Consider the following 26,325-nt stretch of genomic DNA (forward strand, 5'->3'; position numbering starts at 1 on the left):
GAAATGTTTTTGTTTGTATAATAAGATAATCATAAAAAAAGAAATGAATGGCCGATTCTCTGAAGGAGAGTGGAGAGCAGATGGTCTATGCCGCGGTAGATATAGGGGCGTCGAGTGGAAGAGTAATGATAGGAGAAATAAAAAATAGCAAATTATTAACAAGGGAAATTCACAGATTTGCAAACGGATTTACGATTCATAACGGGGTTTGCTGCTGGGATATTGACCATCTATTGGAGCAAACCATAAAGGGTCTGGAAAAAGTAAAATCTCTTGGCTATGAGCACTGTACCGTCGGCATTGATACGTGGGCGGTAGATTATGTTTTATTAGACCAAAAAGGAAAGCGCTTACGAGAAGTTGTCTCATATCGGGACAAAAGAACAGAACGAACGATTGACATACTGACTGTTGCCATCTCCAAAGAAACCATTTATCAGAAAACAGGCATACAATTTTTACCCTTCAACACGATCTATCAGTTATATGAAGAGGACCATGCAGTTTTGGAAAAAACAGACCGAATTTTAATGGTGCCTGATTATTTAGGCTATTGCTTAACCGGCAACTGTGTAACAGAAGCAACCAACGCTTCTACCATGCAGCTCTTACATGCCTCAAAAAGAACATTTGATAAAGACTTGCTTGATGCGATATCCGTAAAGAAGGAGCAATTCGCTCCGTTGATAGAACCGGGACAGGAACTCGGCATGCTGAAAAACGAGCGATTTCCCGCCTTTGATCTGCCGATATGCAAAGTGATAACCGTAGCCTCCCATGACACAGCCTCAGCGGTCATCGCGGCGCCCGCTGAAAGTGATGAGTGGGCCTATATCAGCAGCGGGACGTGGTCGTTAATCGGTGTGGAAAACGCCACGCCTATTCTCACTGATCTGGCTATGTATAGCAACTATACAAATGAATGGGGCGCTTTTAAGACCATTCGATTCTTAAAAAATATTATCGGTATGTGGGTGTTGCAAGAAGTAAGAAAACAATTAAAAGAAGATTACAGTTTTGCACAGTTAGTAGAAGAAGCACAAAAAACAGTGCCGTTCCAGCAATTTGTTAACTTCAACGATGATCGTTTCCTACATCCTGATAACATGATAAAGGAAATACAGGATTATTGCCGGGAAACGCACCAAAAGATTCCTCACACAGCAGGTGAATTGGCCTGCTGCATCTACACCAATCTGGCCATCATTTATGCAATTGCCATCAAGGACTTAGAACAAATCACAGGGAGACTCATTCAGCAGCTTCACATTGTCGGCGGCGGCGCTCACAATGATCTGCTAAACCAGCTAACAGCCGATATGTGCGGCAAAACGGTATACGCCGGACCGGCGGAAGCGACGGCAATTGGAAATCTGCTCATGCAAATGATTGCATCAAAAGAAATACAGGACCTAAAACAAGCACGCCTATTGGTAAAGAACTCATTTGACATCAAAGCCTTCACTCCGCAGGAAACAGACCGGGATTCTATGATTCAATTATTTAAGCGGACAGTTTTGTAAGCGCTGTTAATTCAGATAATGAAAGCGGTGATGATCTTGAAAAGAAAAGCAGGCGTTATGTTTGTTCATCAAAATAAGTATCAGGAATACAAGAAACGTCACGACGAAATTTGGCCAGAGATGGCAGAAGCGCTGAAAGCTCATGGCGCACATAACTATTCTATTTTTCTAGACGAACAAACAGGCTGTTTATTTGCTTATTTAGAAATAGAGAGTGAAGAGAAGTGGAGCAAGATGGCGGAAACGGAGATTTGTCAAAAATGGTGGAAATCAATGTCGCCATTAATGAAAACAAATCCTGACCACAGCCCGGTTTCAAAAGACTTACAGGAAGTATTTCATTTGTCTTAATCTTTATTCAGAGAAAGGATTGAAGCCGAGATGACAAGTAATGAGAACTTTGAAAGAGCAAAACAAGAGTACGAAAAATGGGGAATAAATGTAGAACAAGTCTTAGAGAAAATAAAACAAGTCCCGATTTCAATCCATTGCTGGCAGGGTGATGACATCGAAGGGTTTGAACCGAATAAAAGCGAACTTTCCGGAGGTATTGACGTGACGGGAAACCACCCCGGAAAAGCGCATACCCCTGAAGAATTAAGAAGAGATTTAGAGAAAGCACTCTCTCTTATTCCGGGAAAACACCGTGTAAACTTGCATGCCATTTATGCAGAAACAAGTGGGGAAGCTGTCGAACGTGATGAACTGCTGCCCCGCCATTTTGAAAAATGGGTGAGATGGGCAAAAGATCGCGGCCTTGGATTAGATTTTAATCCGACATTGTTTTCACACCCCAAAGCGGCCGACGGTCTTACACTCTCCCACCCTGATATAGAGATCAGGGAATTTTGGATCAATCACTGCATAGCGTGCCGACGTATCGGTGAGTATTTTGGCAAAGAATTAGGAACGCCTTGTTTAACAAACATCTGGATACCGGACGGCTATAAAGACATCCCAAGCGACAGGCTGACACCGAGAAAAAGATTAAAAGAGTCATTAGATCGAATCTTTAAGGAAAACATCAGCGAGAAACACAATCTCGACTCTGTAGAGAGCAAATTATTCGGATTGGGTTCAGAGTCATTTGTCGTCGGCTCACATGAATTTTATCTCGGCTACGCGCTTAAAAATAATAAGCTGTGCTTACTTGATACTGGCCACTTTCATCCGACAGAAGCGGTGTCAAACAAAATCTCAGCAATGCTGCTTTACAGTGACAAGCTCGCCCTGCACGTCTCGCGCCCGGTCCGCTGGGATAGTGACCATGTCATCACGTTAGACGATGAACTGCGCGAAATTGCCCTTGAAATAGTCCGTAATGAGGCATTGGATAACGTCATGATCGGCCTCGATTTCTTTGATGCCAGCATTAACCGAGTCGCCGCTTGGACAATCGGGACGCGCAATATGATTAAAGCGTTATTGTATGCAATGCTTGTGCCGAACGGACATTTAAAACAATTACAAGAAGAAGGGCGCTTCACAGAAAGGCTGGCTTTATTCGAAGAGTTCAAAACGTACCCATTCGGCGCCATCTGGGATTACTACTGCGAACAAATGGGTGTTCCGGTAAAAGAGGCATGGCTGAAAGAAGTAAAGCAATATGAACGGGAAGTTCTGTTTAAAAGACAGGCGCCGTCCCAAACAGTGTGAGAGCTTTTATTTCCTTAACCGCGAATCATGTCGTACACTGGGGGAAAGAAAGGAGCTGTCTATATGAGACTTGAAGGGAAAAAGGTCATCGCTTTCGTCAGTGATGATTTTGAAGATTTAGAGCTTTGGTATCCTGTTTACCGGCTGAGAGAAGAAGGGGCAATCGTCCATTTGGCAGGAGAAAAGGCGAACCATCAATATAAAGGGAAATACGGTGTTCCGGCTGTTTCCGATTATGATTTCAAAAGCATTAACGTGAATGAATACGATGCGGTGCTTGTTCCAGGCGGCTGGGCTCCTGATAAACTCAGAAGATATCCGGAGGTTTTGGAGATCATTCGCACGATGAATAAAAAAGAAAAACCAATCGGCCAGATTTGTCATGCAGGCTGGGTGCTTATTTCCTCGGGAATATTGTCAGGTAAAAAAGTAACAAGCACACCGGGCATTAAGGATGATATGACAAATGCAGGGGCTGAATGGTTTGATGAAGCAGTTGTTGTAGACGGACATCTCGTTTCAAGCCGCCGCCCGCCCGACCTTCCGCAGTACGCAAAAGCGTTTGCCGACATTTTAGCGGGTGAATAATGTAAGGAAATCCGCCGACGGCCAACAGCCGCGGCGGATTTTTTAATGATCAGCTGGAAAAACCACACCGATTTGTTTTCTGGCTTCATCCATAATGTTTAAGGTCATCAACGAGCGGCCGAATGTATTTCCGGCAGATTCAAGCTGTTGCTCTTTGATTAATGTGATGAATTCGGCAGCTTCATAAAACATGGCAGGTTTATCGTCGGCGACTGATATGTCCTCAACACGTCCGTCACGGTATCGAATTTCAACCTTTTCAGGCCGGTGAACGGTATCTAATATTATGGTTCCGTCTTCTCCCTGAATTTCTGCAGGGGAATAAGATGTAGCAATCTTAGAATGCATCAGAACGGCTTCCAACCCGTCATACGACAGAATAACCGTTCCCTCTCCATCAACGCCGGATGATAAGAGGTATCCGCTCGCTTTGACTTCCTTTGGTTCGCCGAACAGTACAACCGCGGGATATATACAATACACTCCTATATCCATTAATGAACCATTGGACAATTCAGGCTTAAACGCATTAAGCACGGTGCCGTTTCTAAAAGCATCATATCGGGAAGAGTATTGGCAGTAGCTTGCGGTAAATCTTCGGACTTCCCCGATTTTATGTATGTGGTTTTGTATATTGACGAAATTAGGGAGAAAGGTTGTCTTCATGGCTTCCATTAAGACAACTTCATTTGCCTTAGCCGCTGAAATCATATCGGCAGCATCTTTGGCGTTTGAAGCAAGCGGTTTTTCGCACAATACATGCTTGCCGTGGTTCATAAAGAGAATGGCCTGTTCTTTATGATAAGCATTCGGGCTGGCGATGTATACGGCGTCAAAGCAGTCGCTCGCCGCCATGTCCTGAAGGTTTGAGAAAGAATGGGCGGCGCCGTGTGTTTTTGCAAATTCGGCAGCGCGTTCATCTGATCTTGAATAAACAGCAGTTAACTGAAAATCTTGAATATCAGACGCGGATTGGAGAAAACGTTCCGTAATCCAATTAGTTCCTACAATTGCAAATCGAATCATAATGATTGCTCCTTTTTATACAAGATATCTTTAATTATAGCTGTTTTTTCTGAGAAAAGGGATAAAGAGAGACGGAAACAAATATGAAAGCGAAAACGGCGAGCTTTGGCGGCACAAGCATTTTTTATTTTATCTGAAAATCTAAGCTATATCGGGATGGACCGCGGCAATACTACCAGTGTCAGTTGCATGAACAACAGAAAAATCCAATTCTTAAGCGGTTTTCATTTTTCATTATATGAGCGATAGTGTACAATTTAAATAAAATATGTATGACGGAGGAACGACAGTGGAAACGTTGCAAACATGGAGCGGCAGATTCAAGCGATTCTTCTTAGATAATAAATTTGTCTTATTTTTACTTGTTTTGCTGCTCATCGGCTTAAATATACTGGTTTTTACTAAAACATCATTTATCTTTACTCCAATTATCGTTCTGCTCAAAACAATATCACTGCCAATTATTTTAACGGGCATTGTCTTTTATCTGCTAAATCCTATAGTCGATTTCCTTGAACGGAGAAAAGTAAAAAGGATTTATTCCATTTTGCTGCTATATATCTTAATTATCGGGCTGATTACGATCACCATCGTGTCAATCATTCCATTTTTGAAAGAGCAGATCATGAGTTTGATTGATAATCTGCCGAGATATGTGGATATTGTAGAAGATCAGACCGCACAGCTGATCGGCAGTGATTTTGTCAATCAGGCGCAGCAGACGATGAATATTAATATTTCAGATCTGGCCAACAAAGTATCAGATCAGGCGGCAACAATTGTGAACAGCACATTTACAGGCGTGGGGAATTTTATCGGCGCGATTACCGAGATCGTGATTTCTATTATAACGGTGCCATTTATTCTTTTCTATCTGTTAAAAGACGGAAAGAAATTGCCGGTTTACATATTAAAATTTGTGCCGACTCGCTTAAAAGAACAGACATTCACTGTATTAAGCGAAATGAACCACCGTTTAAGTTCCTATATCAGAGGCCAGATTATCGTCAGCTTCTGCATCGGTTTTTTGCTATTTATCGGTTATCTGATTATCGGTCTAGATTATGCATCTCTGCTTGCGATCATCGCAGCATGTACAAGCATTGTTCCGTATTTGGGCCCGACAATCGCGATTACACCCGCCATTATCATTGCGCTTGTCACATCGCCTCTTATGCTGCTGAAGCTTGTGATTGTGTGGACAATCGTCCAGCTGATTGAAGGGAAACTGATTTCTCCGCAAATTATGGGGAAAAACCTTCATATTCATCCCATCACCATCATTTTCGTTCTCTTAACCGCAGGCAAGCTTTTCGGCGTTGTCGGAATTATTCTGGCAATCCCCGGCTATGCCGTAGTTAAAGTGATAACAACCCATTTATTTGACTGGTTTAAAATGCGCTCCAATTTATACGGTGAAGAAAAAAATGGACGTGCTGCAGGTCATAAAAAGTAGGCATGACCGATATTTATAGAAGACGGGCTTTCCATTAATGGAAAGCTTCAGTTTTGCCAAAAATAAATGTCTGATGAAGGGAAGAAAATCATGACTCTATGGGAGATTTTTGTAGCAGCTGTTTTAGGGATAGTAGAGGGGTTAACAGAGTACGCGCCGGTTTCTTCTACGGGACATATGATCATAGTTGATGACATCTGGCTCAAATCTAAGAGCCTCATGACGCCTGAAGCGGCAAACACATTTAAAGTGGTCATCCAGCTAGGTTCAATTCTGGCCGTAGCCATTGTATTTAAAGACCGTATTCTGAATTTGCTGGGAATGAAAAAAAACATCACAAGCGATCAAACGAAAGGGCACAAACTGAGCATTGCCCAAATTGCAGTAGGTCTTGTTCCTGCCACAATCCTCGGCTTTTTGTTCGAAGATTACATTGATCAATATTTGTTTTCCGTCAAAACCGTAGCATTCGGTTTAATCGCCGGTGCCATATTGATGCTTGCGGCCGACTTTATGAACAAAAGAAAAGAAACAACGGAAACGGTGGACCGAATCACATATAAACAAGCGATCGGAGCCGGATTATTTCAATGTCTCGCATTATGGCCGGGCTTTTCCCGTTCAGGCTCAACAATCGCCGGAGGTGTCATTCTCGGTTTAAATCACCGAGCCGCCGCCGACTTCACTTTCATTATGGCGATTCCGATCATGATTGGCGCAAGCACTTTAACGCTTGTGAAAAACTGGGATAGCTTAAACGCGGATCTTCTGCCGTTTTTTTCCGTCGGCTTTATCAGTGCGTTCATCGTGGCTCTGTTCGTCGTCCGCTTTTTCTTACGGCTCATTAACAAAATCAAGCTTGTTCCATTCGCGATCTACAGAATCATTCTCGGCATTGTGTTGCTGATGATCTTCTTCTAAAATAAAAATAAGACCTCTGAGCAGGTCTTATTTTTTATTTAGGAATCAATCATTTAAGATGATGCAGCAATAAAAATGTCTTCCTTATCATAAATCTAATTCCATAAAACAACACTTCAAATAAATCAGCATATTCAAACCACTCGCTTCTTTTTTTCTTACTTCTCTTTTCCATAACAGTCACCTCGTCTGCTATACGTACGAAAATCAAATAAAAAAGTTCCTCTAAAAAGAAAAAAACAACTTGTGTTTCCAAAAAAAATCTTCTATAATAAAACATGACGTTATAACACGGGGCCATAGCTCAGCTGGGAGAGCGCTACGCTGGCAGCGTAGAGGTCAGGGGTTCGAGCCCCCTTGGCTCCATACCTTCAAAACCCTTATTCTATAAGGGTTTTTTTGTTTGTCAGGAATAGAGCCAATAACCCAAATAAGCAATTGGGAACGATTTGGGGACCGAAATTTTATTTTGAGGTCATTTAGTTGCTTTTCACCTTAAATTTCGGGTTAAATTGATCAAAATATTGAGCTGTCTCATTTTCAAGTTTTTCGGTAACGTGACCGAAAATATCTGATGTTATTCGTCTGCTTGCGTGACCAGCACGTTTTTGAATTGCACTCATATTTTCACCGGCTTCAATAAGGAGAGCCACCATTGTATGCCGCAGATCATGGAGCCGAATATCTTTGAGCCCGTACTTGTTCTTTATTTTCGCCCACTTTGCAGTAGAGGTAGTGTAGTAATAATTAGTTAAGTCTTTAATTGGGCATTCAGCTGGAGTTTTAATAATGTGATAATCAATCGTATATTACATTTTTTCCTTCTTCACTTAACTTTTTTAAAGATGTAAGCATATGATTTATTTCTTCATCTGAATGCCTTTCCCATGAACCTAATTCAGCTACTATTTTCAAAGGAGATTTAGATCTATAAGAACGTGTTGGGTTTCCAGGGAATTTTTTGTCAGTTAAATTCGGATCATTTTCAAAATCGCCTAATGGTTCTACAATATAAATTCTCTCTTTTGAATTAGATCTTGCTAATTCAGCACCCCATTTAGCAGCGTTTAATGTTCCAGTAAAATAGATATAGTTAGATTTTTTATCCTGATAATTGGATAAATACAACGGTTCAAGCAGGTCTCCAATTTTCAGTTCTGCTTTAGTACCATGAAAAAACGGACCAGGATCTAAGACGTTTTTTTTGTCATTCATATAGCCACATCCCTTATACTTTTAGACTTGCGTATAATAGTATAAGGCAGGACAAGAGCGAAAAAACAGTCTATAAATAATCCTCAGATAGGGTTATAATGTAAGTAGAGACTAAGATGTTATCGTAAACCATCTCAATAAAAAAGACTGCTTGCTAGTTAGCAGTCTTTTTTTACTTCCAAAATTCTCACCACTTCTTTTTTTCCTCAGCAACAGCAAGTTGTTTTCTCGTCTCTTGGATTTCACGTATATAGCTCATACTTTGTTGATCCATACGTTCCACAAGCTTTTTATTAAACTCCATTTGTTCATTTAATCTTATTTTTATGATTTGTGTCCTCCTGTCAATTTTACTCTTTGAAGCGCAGTTCCTGCCGGTATGTAAGAAACTGCTCTAAGAATTGCTTTCGATCCATATTTGCTTCTTGTAATCTCATCCATAACGAATCCAATTGATAAATAAAGCCCAACTCATATGAGAAGGGCTTTTTTAAATAATCCATATTTTCATTTCTTTATCCCAAGAAAGAGCGCCTTTGCGGATCAGGCTTTTTGTGACCTCTCGTATTTCTTGTTCGCCTTTCCCGGTCTTTCTTTTCAGTTCGGGAAGAGTTGGTTTTTTTCCATATAGACGCATATTAACAAAGATTTGATATAACTTGCGTTCAAAATCAGTCATTTGTCCATCTCCTTGCACAAATTGTATACGAACGAGAGTTCTGATATCAACTCAGAAAAATAGAATTGTTTTCAACATAGATTTGTTCAAAGAAGAAGTGCGTTATAATTCCATTTGGGGACAGATGGGGACGAATTGGGGACCAACTTCTTCATTTTTAATCAAAAAAGAATATTTTTAATCAGAAACTTATGTAAGAAAACCCTATAAAATAGGGTTTGGGAATAAAACTGCTGTTCGTATCAGAAACGTATCTCCACACTGGCAGCGTAGAGGTCAGGGGTTCGAGCCTCCTTGGCTCCATAAATATGATTGTCTGGCAAAAGCTTTTGAAGCTTTTGTTTTTTTGTGCTGAAACCCAGTGCCGTTGACAAATCCCAAGCAGTTTGAAATAATGACTGAGTTTAATGCTCATTTTTTCACATATTATAATAAAATAATAAATGATAAAATCCTTCGTCATAGATGCACCTATGGGGCAAGGATTAATGGTAAGCTAATGGCCTATTTCATCTATTAGCTTCTTTTGCTTTGATAAAAATGATACGCACAAGGGACAGTCAATCGTCAGGCCCGTCCGCGTTTTCTTCTATTTAATCAGGACATTATAGAAAGGAATGACAACATGAAGACAAAACATTACTGGGTGATTTCTTTACTTGCTGTCTTAGCTGTCGGACCGGGGTTAATGTCCAACACCGCATTGGCGGCAGTTCAAAGTCTTGTTCAAAAGACTGTGGTGACGGGGAGCTTTGCTTCACTAAACCCCATTATTATCGGAAATATGGCCTTTGCTTTATTTGTACCGATGGGTCCCTTGCTGAGAAAAAGATTTGGCGCCCGGCCGATATATATGGCATCATTGTCCGTTTTTATAGTAGGGGCGCTTCTATTTGCATTATCCAATGATATCTTATGGCTGGTGGCAGGCCGTTTTTTACAAGGAGCTGCTACTGGCGTCATGCTGATGATTATGATTCCTATGCTCGTTTTGTCATTTCCGCTGGATCGTCGGAACTACGCATTATTAGTTCTCATCGGCGGATTTTATGGTTCGGTTATTACCGGAACAATATTAGGAACAATAGCCTTAAACTACGGCCATTGGAGATGGCTGTTTTATACCTTTGGCATTCTCTCTTTAATAGGAATGATCGTTAGCTATTTCTTTCTGCAGGATGAACAACATGCAAGCACAGAAAAGGAGAAGTCATCATTTGACATCACTGGAGCCATTTTAACCGGATGTCTTTCTGTCACCGCAGCCTATACATTCATCTGCACAAGTGGGGCTTTTCATCAGGCTATGTATGGGCAGGTATTGGCGGAAGCATTTTTATTCTCCTGATCTTATTGATAGTAGAGTATAAAGTGAAAAATCCTTTTATCTCAATTAAAATGATGCTGATTCCAAAGCCTGTACTGGGATTATTCATTATAGCTGCGGGGACTATTGCTATTGCAGTAAGTCTCTCGGCGTTTCAGGGTCTGCTTCATGAGATGTATGATATTTCACGAGAACACCTGATTCTTTTGAATATGAGCCTTTTGATTGGAGTGGCCATTGCTGCTGTGATAAGCGCTCTCTTTTTTGATAAAATCGGACCGGGGATGCTCGGAATTATAGGTTCTCTCACTCTCGTTTTTGTTAATTTTCAATGGATTCATATAGAATCTCAAATGTCTTTATATATGTTTGCCGCCATTTTTATCATGTTGGCAGCGGGAACCGGACTGACAGTTGCCGCGGGTTTGATGGGAGCTGCTTTAGGCGGCCCTCTTCCGGATCTTGTAAAGAGAATGACAGCTGTTCAATTTTTGAGGCTCTTTGTATATATGGGAGTGCCAATATTGATAGGCTATTTTACGAAAAAGGATTCTGCCGGCAGGCTCCTGACATCGAATAAAGGTATGGATCAAGAAGGAACCCAATCATTGCATGAAGCGCTGATCGCCACCTATCACGATCTTTTTCTTGTGTCCTTTATTTTAAGTTTGCTTTTAGTATGCTTATCGTTCTTTATGAATGCTACAGGCATGGGCCACAAGTTAGCTCACAAACCCCATGATAAACGTGAGAAACATGCAAAACAGGTATTTCAGCAAGTTGCCGGATTCACTCATCATAAAGTGATTCATGATAAGGAATATCGGGATGCGCTTAAAAATTTTAACAAGCCGTGTTTGACAAAAAGTGATACATGAGATACTTTTAGTAACTATATATGCTAGGGCAGAACCCTTTCTCATAACGAGGAAGGGTTTATTTTATTTTCATAATAAACTAGGTTATTGTAACTATTCTCCTCCGGTTTCCGTCAGACTACTAGTACTCTAACAGGAGACAGAACAAAAACGATTCTAATATAACTGTTCCTTTTCATACGACCGCTTGAAATGCGTATGCAGCAATGTATGAACAAGTTTGGCGTATCCGCAACTTTTCCCTAAGGAATTGAAAAATATTAGAAGTGCAAGTAAAATTCTTAAATGTATCGTTCTTTTACACTCGTCATCTTTTAATTAAAGGAAGGTTCTTATGTCCCGCAAAAAATCAAAACTTAAACTCTTTATATCTGTATTTTTCGTTGCAGCGACTGCTCTTGGGGTGTTTGTTCTTGTGACAACTTTATCAAAACCTATCGAAACAGCCAAAGAACCTGAAGAAATTGATGAGAAGCAGGTATTTATTGACAGCCTTTCAGGTCATGCGCAAATTTTATATGAAAAATATCACGTGCTTCCCAGCATCACAATCGCTCAGGCCATTTTGGAATCAAACTGGGGAAACAGCGAACTTGCCTCTGAAGCCAATAATCTGTTTGGGATTAAAGGGGATTATAAAGGAAAGCACGTCACCATGGAAACGGACGAATTTGAAAAAGGGGAAAGAAAAACGATTCGTGCAAAATTCCGGAAATACCGCACATTCTTTGAATCAATGAATGATCACGCCAAATTATTTGTCCGAGGCACGTCATGGAACAAAAAGAAATATCAGCCTGTACTAGAGGCCAAAGATTATAAAAAAGCGGCCGTTGCCCTCCAAAAATCCGGTTATGCGACAGACCCTGATTATGCAGACAAAATCAGCAGCATAGTCGAGAATTACGGTTTGGATGAATTCGATCAAGTAAACCCTTCTATCAAATCAGTAGATTTAAACGGCTCAGTTAAAGATAATGCGTTTGAAGATGTTTGGTCGAAGCCTTCTAAAGATGCAAAATCTATCAAACTATCTTCCGTACAGGATTTTGTCGGGGAGAATATTAAGGTAGTCTCTAAAAAGCAAAAAGGCGAATCAGTCTGGTACCAATTCCAAATCAATGATAAATTAGTCGGCTGGGTTGATGATTCAGCTATTCAATTGAGTGAGGAAACGTAAGCGTCGATCGGTTGCGATAAACATATAATCAATATTTTAAATTTTAGTTCCAATGGAGGAAATATACGGTATAATAATTCACAGCAGTTTGTATATTCATACACCAGGGGAGGAATAAAGATGCAAAAATATAGAAGAAGAAATACGCCTGCCTTTACGATATTGGCCTATTTCACTTTTTTTGCGGGAGTCTTTTTATTTTGTATCGGGCTCTATAATGCAGATAACCTTGAACTGAACGAAAAAGGGTACTACATTGCTGTGATGATTCTTGTGGCGGTTGGCGCAATCCTCACTCAAAAGGTGACAAGAGACAACGCGGAAGATAACGACATCATTGCTGAGCAGGAAAAAAAACAAAACCACTCACATGCAGAATGAAAAAGCTGGCGCCGACGCGCCAGCTTTTTTGCTGTTATCCTGTAAATACTTCACCGTCAGGATAGCGGATATTTGATTTTTCAGTTTTGGCGAATGAAAAAACCAATGTCAAAGGGCCGATTCTTCCAATAAACATTATAACAATGATGATACATTTGCCGGCTGTTGACAATTCCGGGGTCAGTCCCATAGACAACCCGACTGTACCAAAAGCTGAAAAGGTCTCAAATACGATCTGAAGAAATGGAGCATGTTCTGTTATAGTGAGGGCAAAAATGCCTATAAACACTATAAATAAGCTGATGACGCTGACAGCTAAGGATTTAATGATCACGGCGTGTTTAACGGTACGGCGGAAAATAACGGTATCTTTATTTCCTTTTAAAAACGCGATAACAGACATCATGATAACGATAAAGGTAGTCAGTTTTATTCCGCTCGCTGTAGAACCGCTGCCGGCACCGATAAACATCAGAAGCAAAATGAACACAAGAGTGCACTCTCTCATGCTGCCGAAATCAACAGAGTTAAATCCGGCAGTTCGAGGGGTCACAGCTTGAAAATAAGAGGCCCATAGCTTTTCAGTAAAATGCATAGAGCCTAGAGTGCCTGGATTGCTGTATTCAAGAGTCAGAATCACAAGCATTGCAAGTACGTTTAATAAAAGGGTGCCTGAAAGCATCAGTTTAGTATGAAGCGAAAACGCCTTAAACCGGCGATATGTCCATATATCATACAAAACCGTAAACCCGATTCCTCCTGTAATAAATAAGAAGGTAATGATAATATTGACCGCAGGATCACCTGCAAAACCCATTAAATTATCCGGCCATAAAGAAAACCCGGCGTTGTTAAAAGCGGATACTGCGTGAAATAAACTGGTAAAAAGACCGTATCCCCATCCGTATTCAGGTACAAAACGAAAAGACAAAAGGAAAAAGGCTGTCAATTCAATGCTGATTGAAAATATAAACAGTACTTTTACGAGACGTATCACTCCGCCGATTGTTGATTGATTCAACGCTTCTTGAACGAGCATTCTTTCTTTCAGGCCGATTTTTTTCCCTAACATAATGACGATGAGCACGGCGAATGTCATAAAACCAAGGCCGCCGATCTGAATCAGAGCCATGATGACAATCTGGCCAAATACAGTAAATTCAGTCCCAGTATCAACAACAGCCAGCCCTGTAACTGTAGTCGCCGAAGCAGACGTAAAAAGAGCATCAATCCACGTTAAAGGCCCATTTGACGCGATGGGCAGCTTTAGCATCAATGAGCCTATCATAATTGTAAGGAAAAAACCTATCGCTAGCACTTGAGGCGGGGAAAAACGAACCCATTTGATCACAGTTTCCTTTTGAAACGTCACCTTCGTCTACATCCCTTCGTTTTCAAAACGTTTAATATCTCTTTTATGGCCCATCAGCACAAGACAGTCTCGTTCATGGATGACCGCTTCCGGCGCGGGAGAAACGTTAATCTCACCATTATGCTTAATGGCCAGAATGGTGCAGCCGTATTTTGCCCTCACATTCAAATCAAGTATAGATTTAAAATGCAGTTTTTTCGTAGCGAGCAATTCGACGATACTGTACTCCTCAGATAAATCAATGTAGTCGAGAACATTTTCGTCAGAAAGGCTTTGCGCGATTCTAATTCCCATGTCTTTTTCGGGATGGATGATCCGATCGGCGCCTATTTTTTCAAGCACTTTATGATGATAATAATTTTGAGCCTTCACCCAGATATTCGGTATGTCCATCTCTTTTAATAATAACGTTGTCAGAGTGCTTGCTTGGATATTTGCTCCGATCGCGACAATGACATATTCGAAATTGCGGATCCCCAATGAATTCATCTCATTTTCTTCCGTCGCATTTGCAACAACCGAATGAGTTGCAAAGGAGGAGTGCGCGTTTACTTTATCTTCATTTATATCTACTGCCAGCACTTCATGGCCCATTCTGTGCAGCTCTTTACAGATGCTTCCCCCAAAACGGCCGAGACCGATTACAGCAAATTGTTTATTTTTTATTCTCCCCAATTTTCATGACTCCTTATAAACATAATGATCTATCGTAAAAAGATAAAAAAAGACCATTACAAAAAATGGCCGCAGAATAGACCTCCTCTCTGTATACGCCTGCGAGGTTAGCTGTCGGATTAGGGATTCAGAGTACCCCTTCTTACAACGTAAGATTCACCCCAAGATCGCTTTTTGAAACGATCGAAAATGGTTCCCCCGTTCATGTGTGATTAAGCGGTAAAAGAGACTGTATTGATGGATCACTCAAGAATGTACTCCTGTTTCAAGTGTTTGTCAATAAAATTTATAAGATGGGAAAAATACAAAAAAAGACCGAAACAAGCAAGCTTTGCTTGTGCCGGTCCATTGAAAAGATTAGTTGCAATTACAAGGCTTTGTAGGCGGTGTGCTGCGCTTTTCTACAACAATGCTATCTTCCGCATAAAACTTCGAACCGATGCTCAAAGATTTATTTTCTGCACGGAAAGTATATGTACCGGCAGCAGGAAGTGTTTTATTGTTTAGCTTCAATTTAAATTCTGCAGCGCCTAGTAAATCAAGGTTTAATGGAAGTCTTACCGTTTTTCCGTTATTAAGAATCTGTCTTTCGCGCAACGCATGCCCGTTGACAAAATCCTTTGTTGTCGCAGTAAATCCGCTCGGTAATGTAAACTCCATTACACCTAAACTAAGAATCGTGTTTGGACGGTAAGTCAATTCAATATCAGAAAACGACCATTCTTGTTTGCTTGTGCCAGTGATTTTTGCAAATAAGGATGCAGTTGCTGTCGTATGCATAGTAGGTTCATTGGCAGCTGACTTAGATTCAGCCGCAAAAGAAGTAGCAGGAACGGCCATCAGTAATACAAGGCCCAATAAACTTGTGATCAAAGAAGCGAATAGCTTATGTTTCATGTTAGTTAAATCCCCCTAAAAGTAGTTGTAATTGTAAATCCTGGCCCACCCTTATTTTCACCTCCTTCGAGGATTGTCGACCAATTTTTACCTATTAAAATTATCATCAATTGTTTTGGAAGTAAATGGGTTGTTATTCCTATATTTTCAAGATGATTGTCATGCAAAAGAAACACAAAACGACAAAATGAAAGAAAAAAACGCCCGTTTTCACTCAGGCGTTTTTCCTTCGGTTTCTATAGGGATAAATTTGAAAATCTCTCCGCTCTGAACGGATTCTGCAAGCCGCTTCAGCCAATCATAATATGCTTTAGAGCTTTCCAGCTGTTCATGTAAATGCCTAGCTTCATTTCTTGATTCCTCATGAAGTTCTTTTTTCTCCAGCACTGTTTGTAAATCAGCCTGGGCCTCCTCAATCGCTTTCAGATTAACCTGAACCTCCCGCTCCCATTTAGGAGGGAAAAAATTCGTGAAAAACTTAAAGAAATCCTTTTCCGCCACAAATGTATGCTTTCTGATTCCGCGGTGAAAGGTTTTTTTCACGACATTTAAATCCTGAAGCTTCTTTACCCCGGTGCTCATGCTGGGCTTGCTCATTTGCAATTCCTCGCGCATTTCATCAAGCGTCATCTCATCCCGCATATACATTGTTCCATATAATATCCCGACACTGCGGGTGATTCCGTAGAGATCCATCGTTTCAGCAATTGAATCTATCACAAGATCTCTTGCTTGTTCTATAGCTGCGAATTCTGGATTTTCATCCATACTGTCCCTCTTTTCCTTTAGAAAATTAAATTTGTTAAGTCATTTCTTTATGTTCTTTATCTTAACGAAACACAGAGAAAAGTCAAAACAAAAAATAAAACAAGCAGGGCTTTGACAGCATAAAAACCATATGTTACATTTAAATTGTTAAAAACATTAAATTTTTATTTAACAAACTTACTTTTCGGTAAGGAGGGCTTATATGAGTCAAACATTATATATTGACGGTGAATGGATCAGCGCAGAAAAAAAGCAGATCCGAAGCATTATCAATCCATTTAATCAAGAAGAAATTGCAACAGTAAGCGAAGGGGAACGGGAGGATGCTGTAAAAGCAATCGCAGCCGCCCGAAGAGCCTTTGATGAAGGAGAATGGTCAAACCTTCCGGGACTGGAACGCGGCAAGATTGTTCTGAAAATTGCGGAATTAATTAGGCGGGATCTGGACGAATTGGCAGAACTTGAATCGCTTGATACCGGAAAAACATTAGAGGAAAGCAAAGCGGATATGGATGATATCGCAAATGTCTTCCAATATTACGCCGGCCTTGCGGATAAAGACGGAGGAGAAGTTATTGCATCTCCGATTCCCGATTCAGAAAGCAGAGTCGTCAGAGAACCGATCGGCGTCTGCGGACAGATTACCCCTTGGAATTATCCGCTCTTGCAAGCAAGCTGGAAAATCGCTCCGGCATTGGCTGCTGGAAACACGATCGTCCTCAAGCCGAGTGAAATCACGCCGCTGACGACAATCAAAGTATTCAAGCTGATGGAGGAAGCCGGAATTCCAAAAGGTGTCGCAAACCTAGTATTAGGCCCTGGCGCAACGGTGGGTGACGAGCTTGCCAGAAACATAGATGTTGATTTGGTTTCATTTACAGGCGGCATCGAAACAGGCAAAAAAATCATGCAGGCCGCAAGCGGAAACGTCAAAAAAATTGCGCTTGAGCTGGGCGGTAAAAATCCGAATATCGTCTTTAAAGATGCTGATTTGGAAACGGCTGTTGATCAGGCGCTGAACGCCGTTTTCTTCCATGCCGGCCAAGTCTGCTCCGCAGGATCAAGATTGCTTGTGGATGAAGCCATTCATGATCAGTTTTTAGAAGAGATTGTGAAACGGACGAAGCGCATTAAGCTCGGAAATGGCTTCCATGAGGACACAGAAAGCGGACCGCTTATTTCTGCGGAACATAGAGCTAAGGTTGAAAAATATGTGGAAATCGGGATCGAAGAAGGTGCAAAGCTGGAAACAGGCGGCAAACGCCCTGAAGACCCAGCGCTTCAAAATGGCTTTTTCTATGAACCCACGATTTTCTCAAACTGTAAATCTGGCATGAGAATTGTTCAGGAAGAAGTGTTCGGCCCTGTTTTAACAGTTGAAACCTTCAGCTCAGAAGAAGAGGTTATCGCACTTGCGAACGATACCATTTATGGTTTGGCCGGAGCGGTTTGGTCAAAGGACATTGAAAAATGTGAACGTGTAGCCGCTCGTTTGAGAATGGGTACAGTTTGGATCAACGACTTCCACCCATACTTTGCACAAGCGCCTTGGGGCGGTTATAAGCAGTCCGGATTTGGACGCGAGCTTGGTAAAATCGGGCTTGAAGAATATACAGAAGTCAAACACATATACCGCAATACAAAACCAGCTGCAGTTAATTGGTTTCATTCATAAGAAGGAGGAGATTATAAATGACTTTAAATATGAAAGTAGAAAGCATGCATAAATTCCATACATTCGAAATTCCAACGGTGATCAAGCATGGAATCGGCGCGGTGAAACACGTAGGGGAAGAAGTGGGCGCGCTAGGCGTCTCAAAAGCGCTGCTTGTGACTGACCCTGGAATTTACAAAGCGGGGGTCGCGGATCCGGTTATAGAATCATTAAAGGAAGCGGGCATAGAAGTCGTCCTTTTCAATAAAGTAGAACCAAACCCTCCTGTTCGGCTTGTTAATGAAGGATCAACTATTTATAAAAAAGAAAACTGCAACGGTTTGGTCGCTGTCGGAGGCGGAAGCTCTATGGATACAGCTAAAGCCATCGGAGTAGAAGCGACACACGAAGGAAGCGTGCTTGATTATGAAGCAGCAGACGGAAAAAAACCGTTAGAAAACCGTATTCCTCCGCTTACAACGATTCCGACAACAGCGGGAACAGGTTCAGAGGTAACGCAATGGGCTGTTATTACAGATGAAGAGCGCGAATTCAAGTTTAATACAGGCGGACCGCTGATCGCAGCTCACTTAACAGTAATTGATCCTGAGCTTCATGTTTCTATGCCTCCTCATGTAACGGCAATGACGGGAATCGATGCGCTTGCTCACGCAATTGAGTGCTATACAATGAAATTTGCCCAGCCGATCACGGATGCCGTGGCGCTGATGGCGATTGAATACGGGGCGCACTACATCAGAAGAGCCTTTGCCGACGGAGAGGACCTCGAAGCAAGATACGGAATGGCACAGGCTGCAATGCTTGCCGGCCTTTCATACGGAAGCGAATCAGCAGGCGCGGCACACGCGATGAGCCAAACACTTGGCGGCATTATTCCTGTTGCTCACGGGCAATGTGTCGCAGCAATGATGGGACCTGTAATGGAATTCAATTGGAAAGGGTATCCTGAGAAATTTGCCCGTATCGCAAAAGCATTCGGCATTGATACAAGCAATATGTCTACAGAAGAAGCGGCGAAAGCATCTGTAAACTGGATGTATGATCTTGTAGAAGACTTAGAGGTTCCGACTTTAGAAGAGCAAGGCGTATCACCTGATATGATCGAGCGCTTATCTAAAGAAGCGATGAAAGATCCCCAAACATTCGGCAACCCGAGAGATTTAAATGAAAAAACGTACAACTGGATTTATAAACGCTGCTTTAACCTTACGCCTAAAACAGTATAATGAAACGCCCCGCTCCTTTACAGAGCGGGGTTTTTTTATGATAAGATAATTGAAATAGTTGGAATTCAATAATAGAAAAAGGATGTGCCGGCATATGTGGAAGCGTTTTGCTGCTGCAACAGAAGGGCTTTATATTGCGGATACAAAGAATTTTGTTACAAAACAAATGGATGAATTGCATTTTGATTATGGCGGCATACCCGGTGATTTACATTTCGGACTTACAAAACGGGCCGGTGCGCGGGAGCCGATGTATAAAAGAGGGACTGAAATTTTCAATCGCAGACAAATTTCAATTGTCTCTGCTGAAGAATGTGCAGAAATCGCCGGGAAAATGGGCGTGCCCGAAATTTTTCCAGAGTGGCTCGGTGCGAATGTGGAGATCAGCGGCCTCCCTGAACTGACTTCTTTACATGAAGGAAGCAGACTGATTTTTCCAAGCGGGGCCGCGTTATTGTGTGAGGGGGAAAACCATCCGTGTATACAGCCGGGAGAGGTGATTCAATCTTATTATCCGGACAAGCCTAAGCTTGCCTCGGCGTTTGTGCGCCACGCGATGGGCAGGCGGGGAATCGTTTGCGTCGTCGAGCGCCCTGGTGCCGTTTTTGCAGGAGATTCTATTGAAGTCCACTCTTACAATCCGATAAAGATAAAGCCAAAAGCAGAAAGGGTCTGAATTATCAGACCCTTTTTTTCATTATATCTTCTCTTTAATCTCTTTTATTTGGCTGAGATGCCGTTTTTCATGGTGGCCGATAAAATCAATGAACTGTTTGACTGTCAGCTCCTGAAAAACGGGATGAGGCAGCACTCTATTGAAGTCGTCCTCTTTTAATGAGGCGATGATAGACGTCAGCTGTTCTCTCACGACATCAAGCTCTTGTTTCATTTGGCTGCCTGACATGTAGCTTTGATCCGGTTCGAAATGGCTCGGAGCCTTGCGTTTGTTCGTTCTGTCCTCTGCCATTTCAAGCGGTTTTTCCTCTATTTCTTTTAACGGTGCATCCTTCACCCGATCTTTAAAGGCGGTCTGTGCAGCTGCATCAATTAGCTTTAAATGATCAAGGACTTCACGTATGCTCCATTCGTCCGCAGACGGTTTTTTGTTCAGCTGATCATCAGTAAGACCTTTAATTTCATTCCATGTTTCCAATCTGGCTTCATAAAAGATACTCATGACATCTCCTCCTGCAAAAAGCTTATCATAAACGGCCTCTATAATCATTTTTAAACTCCGCTAAGCGGCTTATCTATACAAATATGAAACTTTTTACCGCTAAAGCCGTATTAAAAGATAGCCCCAAAAGCAATCAATCCGTCAGCATCACTCAAGATCCTGTCCCCGCAAAGTGAAAATTGAAGTAACGATAACTTACCCAAGATAAGAAAGGATGAGGTAATTGGAACTCGGTTTTCCGATTCAAACGCTTTATCTTTATACACTCATCATAGCCGGAATCCTGACGCTGCTATTTGTATTTTTCAGTGATATGTTTGAAGGGCTGCTGGAGGCTGTTCCGATCTCTTTTCTTAATCCGGCTTTAGTGCTCGCGTTTTTCACTTTTTTTGCGGCATCAGGCTATATAGGAGAAACAGCCGTACCGCTTTCCAGCCCGATTATCGCACTTTTTTCTTCCATACTTTCAGTGCTGTTAGTCAGTTTGCTGCATATATTTGTACTTGTTCCGCTCTCATCTGCGGAAGAATCGCTGACCTACAGAGAAGGAGATCTAAAAGGCAGAGTCGGAAAAGTGATTACAGCTGTACCGGTTGACGGCTATGGAGAAGTATTGATTGAAGGGATCGGCGGCGCCATCTCAAAATCTGCAATCAGCTTTGACAACGAACAGATCGGTTACGGGACAGTCGTATTGATAGTCGATGTAAACAAAGGGGTTCTCTCCGTCACACCTCATGAACCATTATAAAACAAGGGGGAATAAAGAATGACCATGCCTATTTTAATTGTAATCGGAGTTGTATTCTTTTTACTTATCGCACTCATTGCCGTTTTTATTACAAAATATCGAACGGCCGGGCCTGATGAAGCATTAATCGTAACAGGAAGCTATCTCGGCAATAAAAACGTACACGTGGATGAAGGCGGAAACCGTCTGAAAATCGTCAGGGGCGGAGGAACCTTTGTCCTTCCGGTTTTCCAGCAGGCAGAACCGTTAAGCTTGCTATCAAGCAAACTCGATGTATCAACACCTGAAGTATATACCGAACAAGGCGTGCCAGTCATGGCCGACGGAACAGCGATTATTAAAATCGGCGGTTCAATCGGAGAAATCGCCACAGCAGCCGAACAATTTTTAGGGAAATCAAAAGAAGACCGCGAACAGGAAGCGAGAGAAGTATTGGAAGGGCATCTGCGTTCCATACTCGGGTCCATGACAGTAGAAGAAATTTATAAAAACAGAGAGAAATTTTCTCAAGAAGTGCAGCGTGTCGCGTCTCAGGATCTCGCTAAAATGGGGCTTATCATTGTATCGTTTACGATCAAAGACGTCCGTGATAAAAACGGCTATCTGGAATCCTTAGGGAAGCCGAGAATCGCTCAAGTAAAGCGTGATGCTGATATCGCAACCGCAGAGGCGGATAAAGAAACAAGAATAAAACGCGCAGAAGCTGCGAAAGATGCGAAAAAATCAGAGCTTGAACGTGCGACGGAAATAGCCGAAGCCGAAAAACTGAACCAGCTCAAAATGGCTGAATACCGCAGGGACCAAGATACAGCGAAAGCAAACGCCGACCAGGCGTACGATTTGGAAACGGCCAGAGCCCGCCAGCAAGTAACTGAGCAGGAAATGCAGGTCAAAATCATCGAGCGGCAAAAGCAAATTGAATTAGAAGAAAAAGAAATTCTGCGCCGAGAACGCCAATATGACTCCGAGGTGAAGAAAAAGGCAGATGCCGACCGTTACTCAGTCGAACAATCCGCAGCCGCGGAAAAAGCGAAACAGCTGGCAGAAGCAGACGCCAAGCAATACAGTATCGAAGCGATGGCAAAGGCTGAAGCTGAAAAGGTGCGAATTGACGGGCTTGCGAAAGCCGAAGCTGAAAAAGCAAAAGGAGAAACAGAGGCAGAGGTTATCCGTTTAAAAGGTCTCGCAGAAGCAGAAGCGAAAGAAAAAATTGCGGAAGCCTTTGAAAAGTACGGCCAGGCAGCAATCCTCGACATGATTGTCAAAATGCTTCCTGAATACGCAAAACAAGTATCAGCTCCGCTTTCTAATATTGATAAAATCACTGTCGTTGACACCGGAGGTAACGGTGAGGGCAGCGGCGCCAACAAAGTAACAGGCTATGCGACCAATTTGATGTCCAGCCTTCAAGAAAGCTTAAAAGCATCTTCAGGAATAGACGTTAAGGAAATCATTGAGAATTTTTCGGGAAAAGGAAATATCAAACAAAGTATTCATGAGCTAACGAATGAACTGAAAGAACCAAAACAGCCTATTAGGGAAACTTCAATAGAAGAAAAAACAGAGTAAGAAAGGGGCGGCACTGCTCCGAATAAAGATAGAATAACCTTGAAATAAAGAAACAGCAGGTAAAAAAGACTTGCTGTTTCTTTATTTTCACTAATCATATATTTTACGGAATAATACCTATTATTTTTAAGAAATTCCAGTATAATCTATTTGTATAGTAAAAAAGGGGGTCATATACATGACTAAAAAATTAATGTGCGTGATTATCTGCTTGCTGATCATCGTCCCGGCGATGCAAGTATCAGCGGCACCAAAGCAAGAAGAGCTTCAAAGCTATCTTAAAGAAATAGGAATGACAAAAACAGAATTGCAAACCTATTTAAAAGAAAATTATGATGAAGATTTGAATGACTTTACCTCCGCCGCTGAATTGCGGGAGTATCTGGGAGAGAGGCTGACGGATAAAGCGCTCACCGCTTACTTAAAAGAATACGGCATGAGCAAGAAAGAAGCGGAGCACCAGCTGTTTGTGTTCGGTTTTCTTCAAAAAAGCCAAGCCATTCAGGATGTGTATGTATTTGCCGATGACTTTGTCAGCGCACTTGATTACATAACAAGCTACACACCGCTGACCGACAAAAATTTTGCAGCCCTGCTGAAAAAATACGGACTGACTAAAAGTGAATACGCAAAGATGTTCCCTGGTGATGAAGATATCAGGTTATATACAGATTCAATAGAGGATGCAGAAGAGTATCTATCCGCAGCATTAGAAGAGAAGCAAGCGGAAGAACAATTTATGAAACTGTTCAGCCAAATCGGTATCGACCAAAATGAATTGGAGAATCTCTATCAACATATGTCCGCTTTGGAGAAAAAAGATCCTCAGTTTCCGGACAAGCTATTAGCTTTATCAGACCGCCTGCTTGATTTGCCAAGTTTTACGAGCATCAGTGAACTATCTGCCGGCGAAATTGCGGGTCTGCTCGATGTGATGAACGATTTTCAAGACACTTTTCAAGTGAAAACGAAATTTTACCTCATTAATGGGAACAGCAAAAAAGAACTTACAGCCCGGAGCCTGTTGTCTGTCAACCCGGCCCAAGGGTCCAAGCTTCTGGTTGAACTATATGACTTGAACGGAAAATTCCTGCTTGACGCTATTTTTACGGCGGACATGGTAGACTCTGAAACAGCACATCAAACCGGAAGCGATATCCGAAAAGCAGAACAGATTGTAAAAGAGAGCAAAACGTCAACAAAGCCTAAAAAAACCAGCGCCGCACAGGTGGAAAAAACGGTAAAAGGCGCCAAGCTCCCTAAAACAGCAGGCCATTATGCGGAGTGGTCTATGTTTGGGCTTTTATTGCTAGCCGGCGGACTGCTTATGATAAGAAAACTTCGTAAAACAGCATCATTGAAGTAAAAGAAATGAGTGACTGCACATTAAACGTTTTAAACAATCTAACAAACGAAAAACAGTCTTTATTTTGTCCATATGCCTAATAGCCGGAGGTCTATATATTACTTCCACAAATGCATGGAAGCTATTACAAGGTTACGCGCTGTTTCAATTCGGCCAGTTCAAAGAGCAAACAGCAAATGAAAAAAATGCTTCAGGCACCGCTAAGGCGGCAGAACCAAAAACAGAAGCTAAAGAAATTAACGAAACCTTTCAAACGGGAGAAAAAATCGGCGATTTGGTCATACCGAAGATAGGCGCCGAATTGCCGATTTACCATGGAACGGATGAGGACGAGCTTGTAAAAGGAGTAGGGCATTATGCAGGCTCCGTCTTGCCGGGTGAAAATGATAATTCGGTTCTTGCCGGCCACCGTGATACTGTATTCAGAAATCTGGGCGAAGTTGGAAAAGGGGATAAGTTAATCGTAAAAGCATCCTACGGCACATTCACTTATAAAGTCAAAAAGGTGCGAATTGTAGATTCAGACGATCGGACAATCATTGTACCTAAGCCGCGTGCCACGCTCACATTATCGACTTGTTATCCCTTTGACTTTATCGGCTCTGCTCCGGAAAGATATGTACTGGTTGCGAATCTAGAGGAAACATAAAAAACCAGCGGAATGATTCCGCTGGTTTTTGCAATGTTAAGCCTTCTCTGTCTGTAAAAGACGCGGAGCTGTGATAAATAATAAACAGAGCACAACAGCGCATATTATGAAAGAAGGCACCATATAGGTTGCATTATAACTTAAAGAATAAATCCATACCGGAGTGCCTTTAGGGGCAAAACTGCCAAAAAACACCGCGCCGGAAATGACATGGGCGGCATAGCGTAGAAAACTCCCGATAAAAACAGCGATAATGACAGAAGCGATCAATTTCCCTTTTTCTTTTGCAACAGCGGCTTTATAAACAACAGAAGCAAATAATCCGCTAATTCCTATGACAGCGAAAGCGACAAGATAGTCGAGCAGAAGCTGAACAGGATGCTGGGCGAACAGATTACCGATAGCAATCTGCACAAGACCGGTCAGAAGTCCGGAAGTAAGGCCAGCTTTTACTCCCCACCGGAACGAAATCAAAAAGATGGGTATCATCATAATGGAGATCGATCCGCCTTGAGGCATCCGGAGAAACATCCCGGAAATAATGTCTAATATGACTGCAGCCCCTGTCATGATTGCAATTTCAATAAGGCGTACCAGTTGTTTTGATTGATTCATAAAAATTCCCCTTCCATTAGACAATCCATAAGGACAAACAAAAAAGCAGTGCGGGAAGGATGGGGAAAGTTCCACGCACTGCTTTACGTTCTGCAATTCATTTGGCTTTGCCACATCCCTACGCCAGCGTTAACTAACAGGTTCAAAGGGTCAGAACGAAACCGTTCACTCTCAGCTTTAATGCTCCCCTTGCGGTCATCAAGTATTTAGTTCATTTCTACTATACAAGAAAATAAAAGAAACAACAAGATAACATGTAAGTGATTAAAACAGCATCATATACAGTTCGGTCCATTGAAGCATAAGCTTATAACGGTCTCTCTCAAAATCTAAATTTAGTTTACTCTTCATATAGAAGAAAATATTCAAAGGGGTAGTTGTAAGGTGAATTCAAATGGATCCAAAAGAGATGACACACTGTAAGCAGGTGTGCCAGTTTTTACGCACTTAACACTAATACTGAGCACTGAAGTATGCGGTGTTCAATTAGTATTCAAATCAATCAGTCCCTGAGATTAAAAGAGTTTAGAGGAATAAATAGAATTGCCGTATTTATGTTTCTGATTTTATTCTAGATTTTTTCAAAAAAACTATTGCAATAAATGTTTCAGAATGATATATTATTATTCGTCGCTGATAAACAACAGTGACACAACAACAAGCTTCAAAAAAACTTCAAAAAAGTTATTGACATAAACGAAGCTGGATGTTATAGTAATAAAGTTGCTTCAAACGAAGCGGACAAGATGATCTTT

26 protein-coding genes, 1 tRNA gene, 3 pseudogenes and 2 riboswitches are annotated in these 26,325 nt (G+C 41.7%); of the genes and pseudogenes, 17 read left to right on the forward strand and 13 right to left on the reverse strand.

Features of this window, described 5'->3' with window-relative positions; genetic code table 11:
• The first annotated feature begins 80 nt into the window (after positions 1-80).
• The 4 genes from rhaB to AXI57_RS04895 all read left to right on the forward strand — a co-directional run bounded on the left by rhaB (position 81) and on the right by AXI57_RS04895 (position 3,767).
• Positions 81-1,523 carry a rhamnulokinase gene (rhaB, locus tag AXI57_RS04880; RefSeq protein WP_061669393.1) on the forward strand — a complete coding sequence of 481 codons (1,443 nt, stop codon included), beginning with the start codon at positions 81-83 and terminating at the stop codon, positions 1,521-1,523.
• A 36-nt stretch (positions 1,524-1,559) separates the two neighbouring features.
• Positions 1,560-1,874: an L-rhamnose mutarotase gene (gene rhaM / locus AXI57_RS04885; protein ID WP_004429944.1), complete on the forward strand. Its 315-nt coding sequence runs from the start codon at positions 1,560-1,562 to the stop codon at positions 1,872-1,874.
• Between the two features lie 30 nt (positions 1,875-1,904).
• Positions 1,905-3,179, forward strand: a complete 1,275-nt coding sequence (gene rhaA / locus AXI57_RS04890; RefSeq protein ID WP_061669394.1) for an L-rhamnose isomerase — start codon at positions 1,905-1,907, stop codon at positions 3,177-3,179.
• A 63-nt stretch (positions 3,180-3,242) separates the two neighbouring features.
• A complete protein-coding gene (locus AXI57_RS04895; protein WP_004429950.1) occupies positions 3,243-3,767 on the forward strand; it encodes a type 1 glutamine amidotransferase domain-containing protein in 525 nt (174 codons plus the stop codon).
• 42 nt (positions 3,768-3,809) lie between these two features.
• On the opposite strand, the gene AXI57_RS04900 is transcribed toward AXI57_RS04895, so the two are convergent.
• Positions 3,810-4,793: a Gfo/Idh/MocA family protein gene (locus tag AXI57_RS04900; RefSeq protein ID WP_061669395.1), complete on the reverse strand. Its 984-nt coding sequence runs from the start codon at positions 4,791-4,793 to the stop codon at positions 3,810-3,812.
• A 289-nt stretch (positions 4,794-5,082) separates the two neighbouring features.
• Here AXI57_RS04900 and AXI57_RS04905 point away from each other — a divergent pair, with 289 nt between their 5' ends.
• Together AXI57_RS04905 and AXI57_RS04910 are read left to right on the forward strand one after the other, a co-directional pair.
• Positions 5,083-6,249, forward strand: coding sequence for an AI-2E family transporter (locus AXI57_RS04905; protein WP_004429956.1), 1,167 nt, complete (start codon positions 5,083-5,085; stop codon positions 6,247-6,249).
• A 90-nt stretch (positions 6,250-6,339) separates the two neighbouring features.
• Positions 6,340-7,170, forward strand: coding sequence for an undecaprenyl-diphosphate phosphatase (locus AXI57_RS04910; RefSeq protein WP_061669396.1), 831 nt, complete (start codon positions 6,340-6,342; stop codon positions 7,168-7,170).
• Positions 7,171-7,219: 49 nt separating this feature from the next.
• Here the strand turns inward: AXI57_RS04910 and AXI57_RS04915 are convergent, their stop codons facing one another.
• Entirely contained in the window at positions 7,220-7,426 is a 207-nt protein-coding gene (locus tag AXI57_RS04915) for a hypothetical protein (protein ID WP_063236606.1), read from the reverse strand.
• Positions 7,427-7,463: 37 nt separating this feature from the next.
• Here AXI57_RS04915 and AXI57_RS04920 point away from each other — a divergent pair.
• Positions 7,464-7,536, forward strand: a tRNA-Ala gene (locus AXI57_RS04920).
• Positions 7,537-7,649: 113 nt separating this feature from the next.
• Here AXI57_RS04920 and AXI57_RS20645 read toward each other — a convergent pair.
• The 5 genes and pseudogenes from AXI57_RS20645 to AXI57_RS04930 form a co-directional block, all read right to left on the reverse strand.
• Positions 7,650-7,916 (reverse strand): annotated as a pseudogene (locus tag AXI57_RS20645) (tyrosine-type recombinase/integrase); the annotation flags it as partial.
• Positions 7,917-7,968: 52 nt separating this feature from the next.
• Positions 7,969-8,385 (reverse strand): NAD(+)--rifampin ADP-ribosyltransferase, encoded by a 417-nt coding sequence (gene arr, locus AXI57_RS04925; RefSeq protein WP_061669398.1) that lies wholly within the window; start codon positions 8,383-8,385, stop codon positions 7,969-7,971.
• A 187-nt stretch (positions 8,386-8,572) separates the two neighbouring features.
• On the reverse strand, positions 8,573-8,689 hold the full coding sequence (locus AXI57_RS22450) for a DUF3967 domain-containing protein (protein WP_081112742.1): 117 nt from the start codon (positions 8,687-8,689) through the stop codon (positions 8,573-8,575).
• A gap of 20 nt (positions 8,690-8,709) precedes the next feature.
• Positions 8,710-8,838: pseudogene (locus AXI57_RS20655) on the reverse strand (hypothetical protein); the annotation flags it as partial.
• A gap of 37 nt (positions 8,839-8,875) precedes the next feature.
• Positions 8,876-9,064, reverse strand: a complete 189-nt coding sequence (locus AXI57_RS04930; protein WP_061669399.1) for a hypothetical protein — start codon at positions 9,062-9,064, stop codon at positions 8,876-8,878.
• 625 nt (positions 9,065-9,689) lie between these two features.
• Between AXI57_RS04930 and AXI57_RS22555 the strand changes: the two are divergent.
• From AXI57_RS22555 to AXI57_RS04945, 3 genes and pseudogenes are all read left to right on the forward strand, one after another.
• Positions 9,690-11,269 (forward strand): annotated as a pseudogene (locus AXI57_RS22555) (MFS transporter).
• Between the two features lie 334 nt (positions 11,270-11,603).
• A complete protein-coding gene (locus tag AXI57_RS04940) occupies positions 11,604-12,449 on the forward strand; it encodes a glucosaminidase domain-containing protein (RefSeq protein WP_061669400.1) in 846 nt (281 codons plus the stop codon).
• A gap of 120 nt (positions 12,450-12,569) precedes the next feature.
• Entirely contained in the window at positions 12,570-12,830 is a 261-nt protein-coding gene (locus AXI57_RS04945) for a YiaA/YiaB family inner membrane protein (RefSeq protein WP_010789278.1), read from the forward strand.
• Between the two features lie 34 nt (positions 12,831-12,864).
• Here the strand turns inward: AXI57_RS04945 and AXI57_RS04950 are convergent, their stop codons facing one another.
• The 4 genes from AXI57_RS04950 to cudC form a co-directional block, all read right to left on the reverse strand.
• Positions 12,865-14,202: a TrkH family potassium uptake protein gene (locus AXI57_RS04950; protein WP_061669401.1), complete on the reverse strand. Its 1,338-nt coding sequence runs from the start codon at positions 14,200-14,202 to the stop codon at positions 12,865-12,867.
• Between the two features lie 6 nt (positions 14,203-14,208).
• A complete protein-coding gene (gene ktrA / locus AXI57_RS04955) occupies positions 14,209-14,877 on the reverse strand; it encodes a potassium uptake protein KtrA (RefSeq protein ID WP_010789276.1) in 669 nt (222 codons plus the stop codon).
• An 80-nt stretch (positions 14,878-14,957) separates the two neighbouring features.
• Positions 14,958-15,106: riboswitch (cyclic di-AMP (ydaO/yuaA leader) on the reverse strand.
• Positions 15,107-15,234: 128 nt separating this feature from the next.
• Complete coding sequence (gene bslA / locus AXI57_RS04960) at positions 15,235-15,774, reverse strand: biofilm surface layer hydrophobin BslA (RefSeq protein ID WP_003327215.1); 540 nt, start codon at positions 15,772-15,774, stop codon at positions 15,235-15,237.
• 210 nt (positions 15,775-15,984) lie between these two features.
• On the reverse strand, positions 15,985-16,542 hold the full coding sequence (gene cudC / locus AXI57_RS04965) for a choline uptake/conversion transcriptional regulator CudC (RefSeq protein ID WP_061669402.1): 558 nt from the start codon (positions 16,540-16,542) through the stop codon (positions 15,985-15,987).
• 202 nt (positions 16,543-16,744) lie between these two features.
• On the opposite strand from cudC, the gene betB reads away from it, so the two are divergent.
• The 3 genes from betB to AXI57_RS04980 all read left to right on the forward strand — a co-directional run bounded on the left by betB (position 16,745) and on the right by AXI57_RS04980 (position 20,119).
• A complete protein-coding gene (gene betB / locus AXI57_RS04970) occupies positions 16,745-18,217 on the forward strand; it encodes a betaine-aldehyde dehydrogenase (protein WP_003327217.1) in 1,473 nt (490 codons plus the stop codon).
• Positions 18,218-18,234: 17 nt separating this feature from the next.
• Complete coding sequence (gene gbsB / locus AXI57_RS04975) at positions 18,235-19,443, forward strand: choline dehydrogenase (RefSeq protein ID WP_010789274.1); 1,209 nt, start codon at positions 18,235-18,237, stop codon at positions 19,441-19,443.
• A gap of 94 nt (positions 19,444-19,537) precedes the next feature.
• On the forward strand, positions 19,538-20,119 hold the full coding sequence (locus AXI57_RS04980; protein ID WP_061669403.1) for an MOSC domain-containing protein: 582 nt from the start codon (positions 19,538-19,540) through the stop codon (positions 20,117-20,119).
• A 21-nt stretch (positions 20,120-20,140) separates the two neighbouring features.
• Here the strand turns inward: AXI57_RS04980 and AXI57_RS04985 are convergent, their stop codons facing one another.
• Positions 20,141-20,620, reverse strand: coding sequence for a DinB family protein (locus AXI57_RS04985; RefSeq protein ID WP_003327221.1), 480 nt, complete (start codon positions 20,618-20,620; stop codon positions 20,141-20,143).
• Positions 20,621-20,843: 223 nt separating this feature from the next.
• Here AXI57_RS04985 and AXI57_RS04990 point away from each other — a divergent pair, with 223 nt between their 5' ends.
• The 4 genes from AXI57_RS04990 to AXI57_RS05005 all read left to right on the forward strand — a co-directional run bounded on the left by AXI57_RS04990 (position 20,844) and on the right by AXI57_RS05005 (position 24,955).
• Positions 20,844-21,371 (forward strand): NfeD family membrane protein, encoded by a 528-nt coding sequence (locus tag AXI57_RS04990; RefSeq protein WP_061669404.1) that lies wholly within the window; start codon positions 20,844-20,846, stop codon positions 21,369-21,371.
• Positions 21,372-21,389: 18 nt separating this feature from the next.
• Complete coding sequence (floT, locus tag AXI57_RS04995; RefSeq protein WP_003327223.1) at positions 21,390-22,940, forward strand: flotillin lipid rafts scaffold protein FloT; 1,551 nt, start codon at positions 21,390-21,392, stop codon at positions 22,938-22,940.
• Positions 22,941-23,118: 178 nt separating this feature from the next.
• Positions 23,119-24,306, forward strand: coding sequence for a processed acidic surface protein (locus AXI57_RS05000; protein WP_061669405.1), 1,188 nt, complete (start codon positions 23,119-23,121; stop codon positions 24,304-24,306).
• Positions 24,307-24,370: 64 nt separating this feature from the next.
• Positions 24,371-24,955, forward strand: coding sequence for a class D sortase (locus AXI57_RS05005; protein ID WP_061669406.1), 585 nt, complete (start codon positions 24,371-24,373; stop codon positions 24,953-24,955).
• Between the two features lie 36 nt (positions 24,956-24,991).
• On the opposite strand, the gene thiT is transcribed toward AXI57_RS05005, so the two are convergent.
• Positions 24,992-25,570 (reverse strand): energy-coupled thiamine transporter ThiT, encoded by a 579-nt coding sequence (gene thiT / locus AXI57_RS05010; protein WP_061669407.1) that lies wholly within the window; start codon positions 25,568-25,570, stop codon positions 24,992-24,994.
• A gap of 98 nt (positions 25,571-25,668) precedes the next feature.
• A riboswitch (TPP riboswitch) is annotated at positions 25,669-25,770 on the reverse strand.
• Between the last annotated feature and the right edge of the window lie 555 nt (positions 25,771-26,325).

Origin of the sequence: Bacillus atrophaeus, from assembly GCF_001584335.1 — a bacterium.
GTDB classification, from domain to species: Bacteria; Bacillota; Bacilli; order Bacillales; family Bacillaceae; genus Bacillus; species Bacillus atrophaeus.

Excerpts from the sequence above, each read along its gene's own strand:
- AXI57_RS04900 (WP_061669395.1), bottom strand. The coding sequence starts at position 4,793 with ATGATTCGATTTGCAATTGTAGGAACTAATTGGATTACGGAACGTTTT.
- betB (WP_003327217.1), top strand. The coding sequence starts at position 16,745 with ATGAGTCAAACATTATATATTGACGGTGAATGGATCAGCGCAGAAAAA.
- rhaB (WP_061669393.1), top strand. The coding sequence starts at position 81 with ATGGTCTATGCCGCGGTAGATATAGGGGCGTCGAGTGGAAGAGTAATG.
- AXI57_RS04930 (WP_061669399.1), bottom strand. The coding sequence starts at position 9,064 with ATGACTGATTTTGAACGCAAGTTATATCAAATCTTTGTTAATATGCGT.
- AXI57_RS04895 (WP_004429950.1), top strand. The coding sequence starts at position 3,243 with ATGAGACTTGAAGGGAAAAAGGTCATCGCTTTCGTCAGTGATGATTTT.
- AXI57_RS04985 (WP_003327221.1), bottom strand. The coding sequence starts at position 20,620 with ATGAGTATCTTTTATGAAGCCAGATTGGAAACATGGAATGAAATTAAA.
- thiT (WP_061669407.1), bottom strand. The coding sequence starts at position 25,570 with ATGAATCAATCAAAACAACTGGTACGCCTTATTGAAATTGCAATCATG.
- gbsB (WP_010789274.1), top strand. The coding sequence starts at position 18,235 with ATGACTTTAAATATGAAAGTAGAAAGCATGCATAAATTCCATACATTC.
- AXI57_RS04910 (WP_061669396.1), top strand. The coding sequence starts at position 6,340 with ATGACTCTATGGGAGATTTTTGTAGCAGCTGTTTTAGGGATAGTAGAG.
- AXI57_RS04945 (WP_010789278.1), top strand. The coding sequence starts at position 12,570 with ATGCAAAAATATAGAAGAAGAAATACGCCTGCCTTTACGATATTGGCC.
- bslA (WP_003327215.1), bottom strand. The coding sequence starts at position 15,774 with ATGAAACATAAGCTATTCGCTTCTTTGATCACAAGTTTATTGGGCCTT.
- floT (WP_003327223.1), top strand. The coding sequence starts at position 21,390 with ATGACCATGCCTATTTTAATTGTAATCGGAGTTGTATTCTTTTTACTT.
- AXI57_RS05000 (WP_061669405.1), top strand. The coding sequence starts at position 23,119 with ATGACTAAAAAATTAATGTGCGTGATTATCTGCTTGCTGATCATCGTC.
- arr (WP_061669398.1), bottom strand. The coding sequence starts at position 8,385 with ATGAATGACAAAAAAAACGTCTTAGATCCTGGTCCGTTTTTTCATGGT.
- rhaA (WP_061669394.1), top strand. The coding sequence starts at position 1,905 with ATGACAAGTAATGAGAACTTTGAAAGAGCAAAACAAGAGTACGAAAAA.
- cudC (WP_061669402.1), bottom strand. The coding sequence starts at position 16,542 with ATGGATGAAAATCCAGAATTCGCAGCTATAGAACAAGCAAGAGATCTT.
- AXI57_RS04980 (WP_061669403.1), top strand. The coding sequence starts at position 19,538 with ATGTGGAAGCGTTTTGCTGCTGCAACAGAAGGGCTTTATATTGCGGAT.
- AXI57_RS22450 (WP_081112742.1), bottom strand. The coding sequence starts at position 8,689 with ATGGAGTTTAATAAAAAGCTTGTGGAACGTATGGATCAACAAAGTATG.
- AXI57_RS04940 (WP_061669400.1), top strand. The coding sequence starts at position 11,604 with ATGTCCCGCAAAAAATCAAAACTTAAACTCTTTATATCTGTATTTTTC.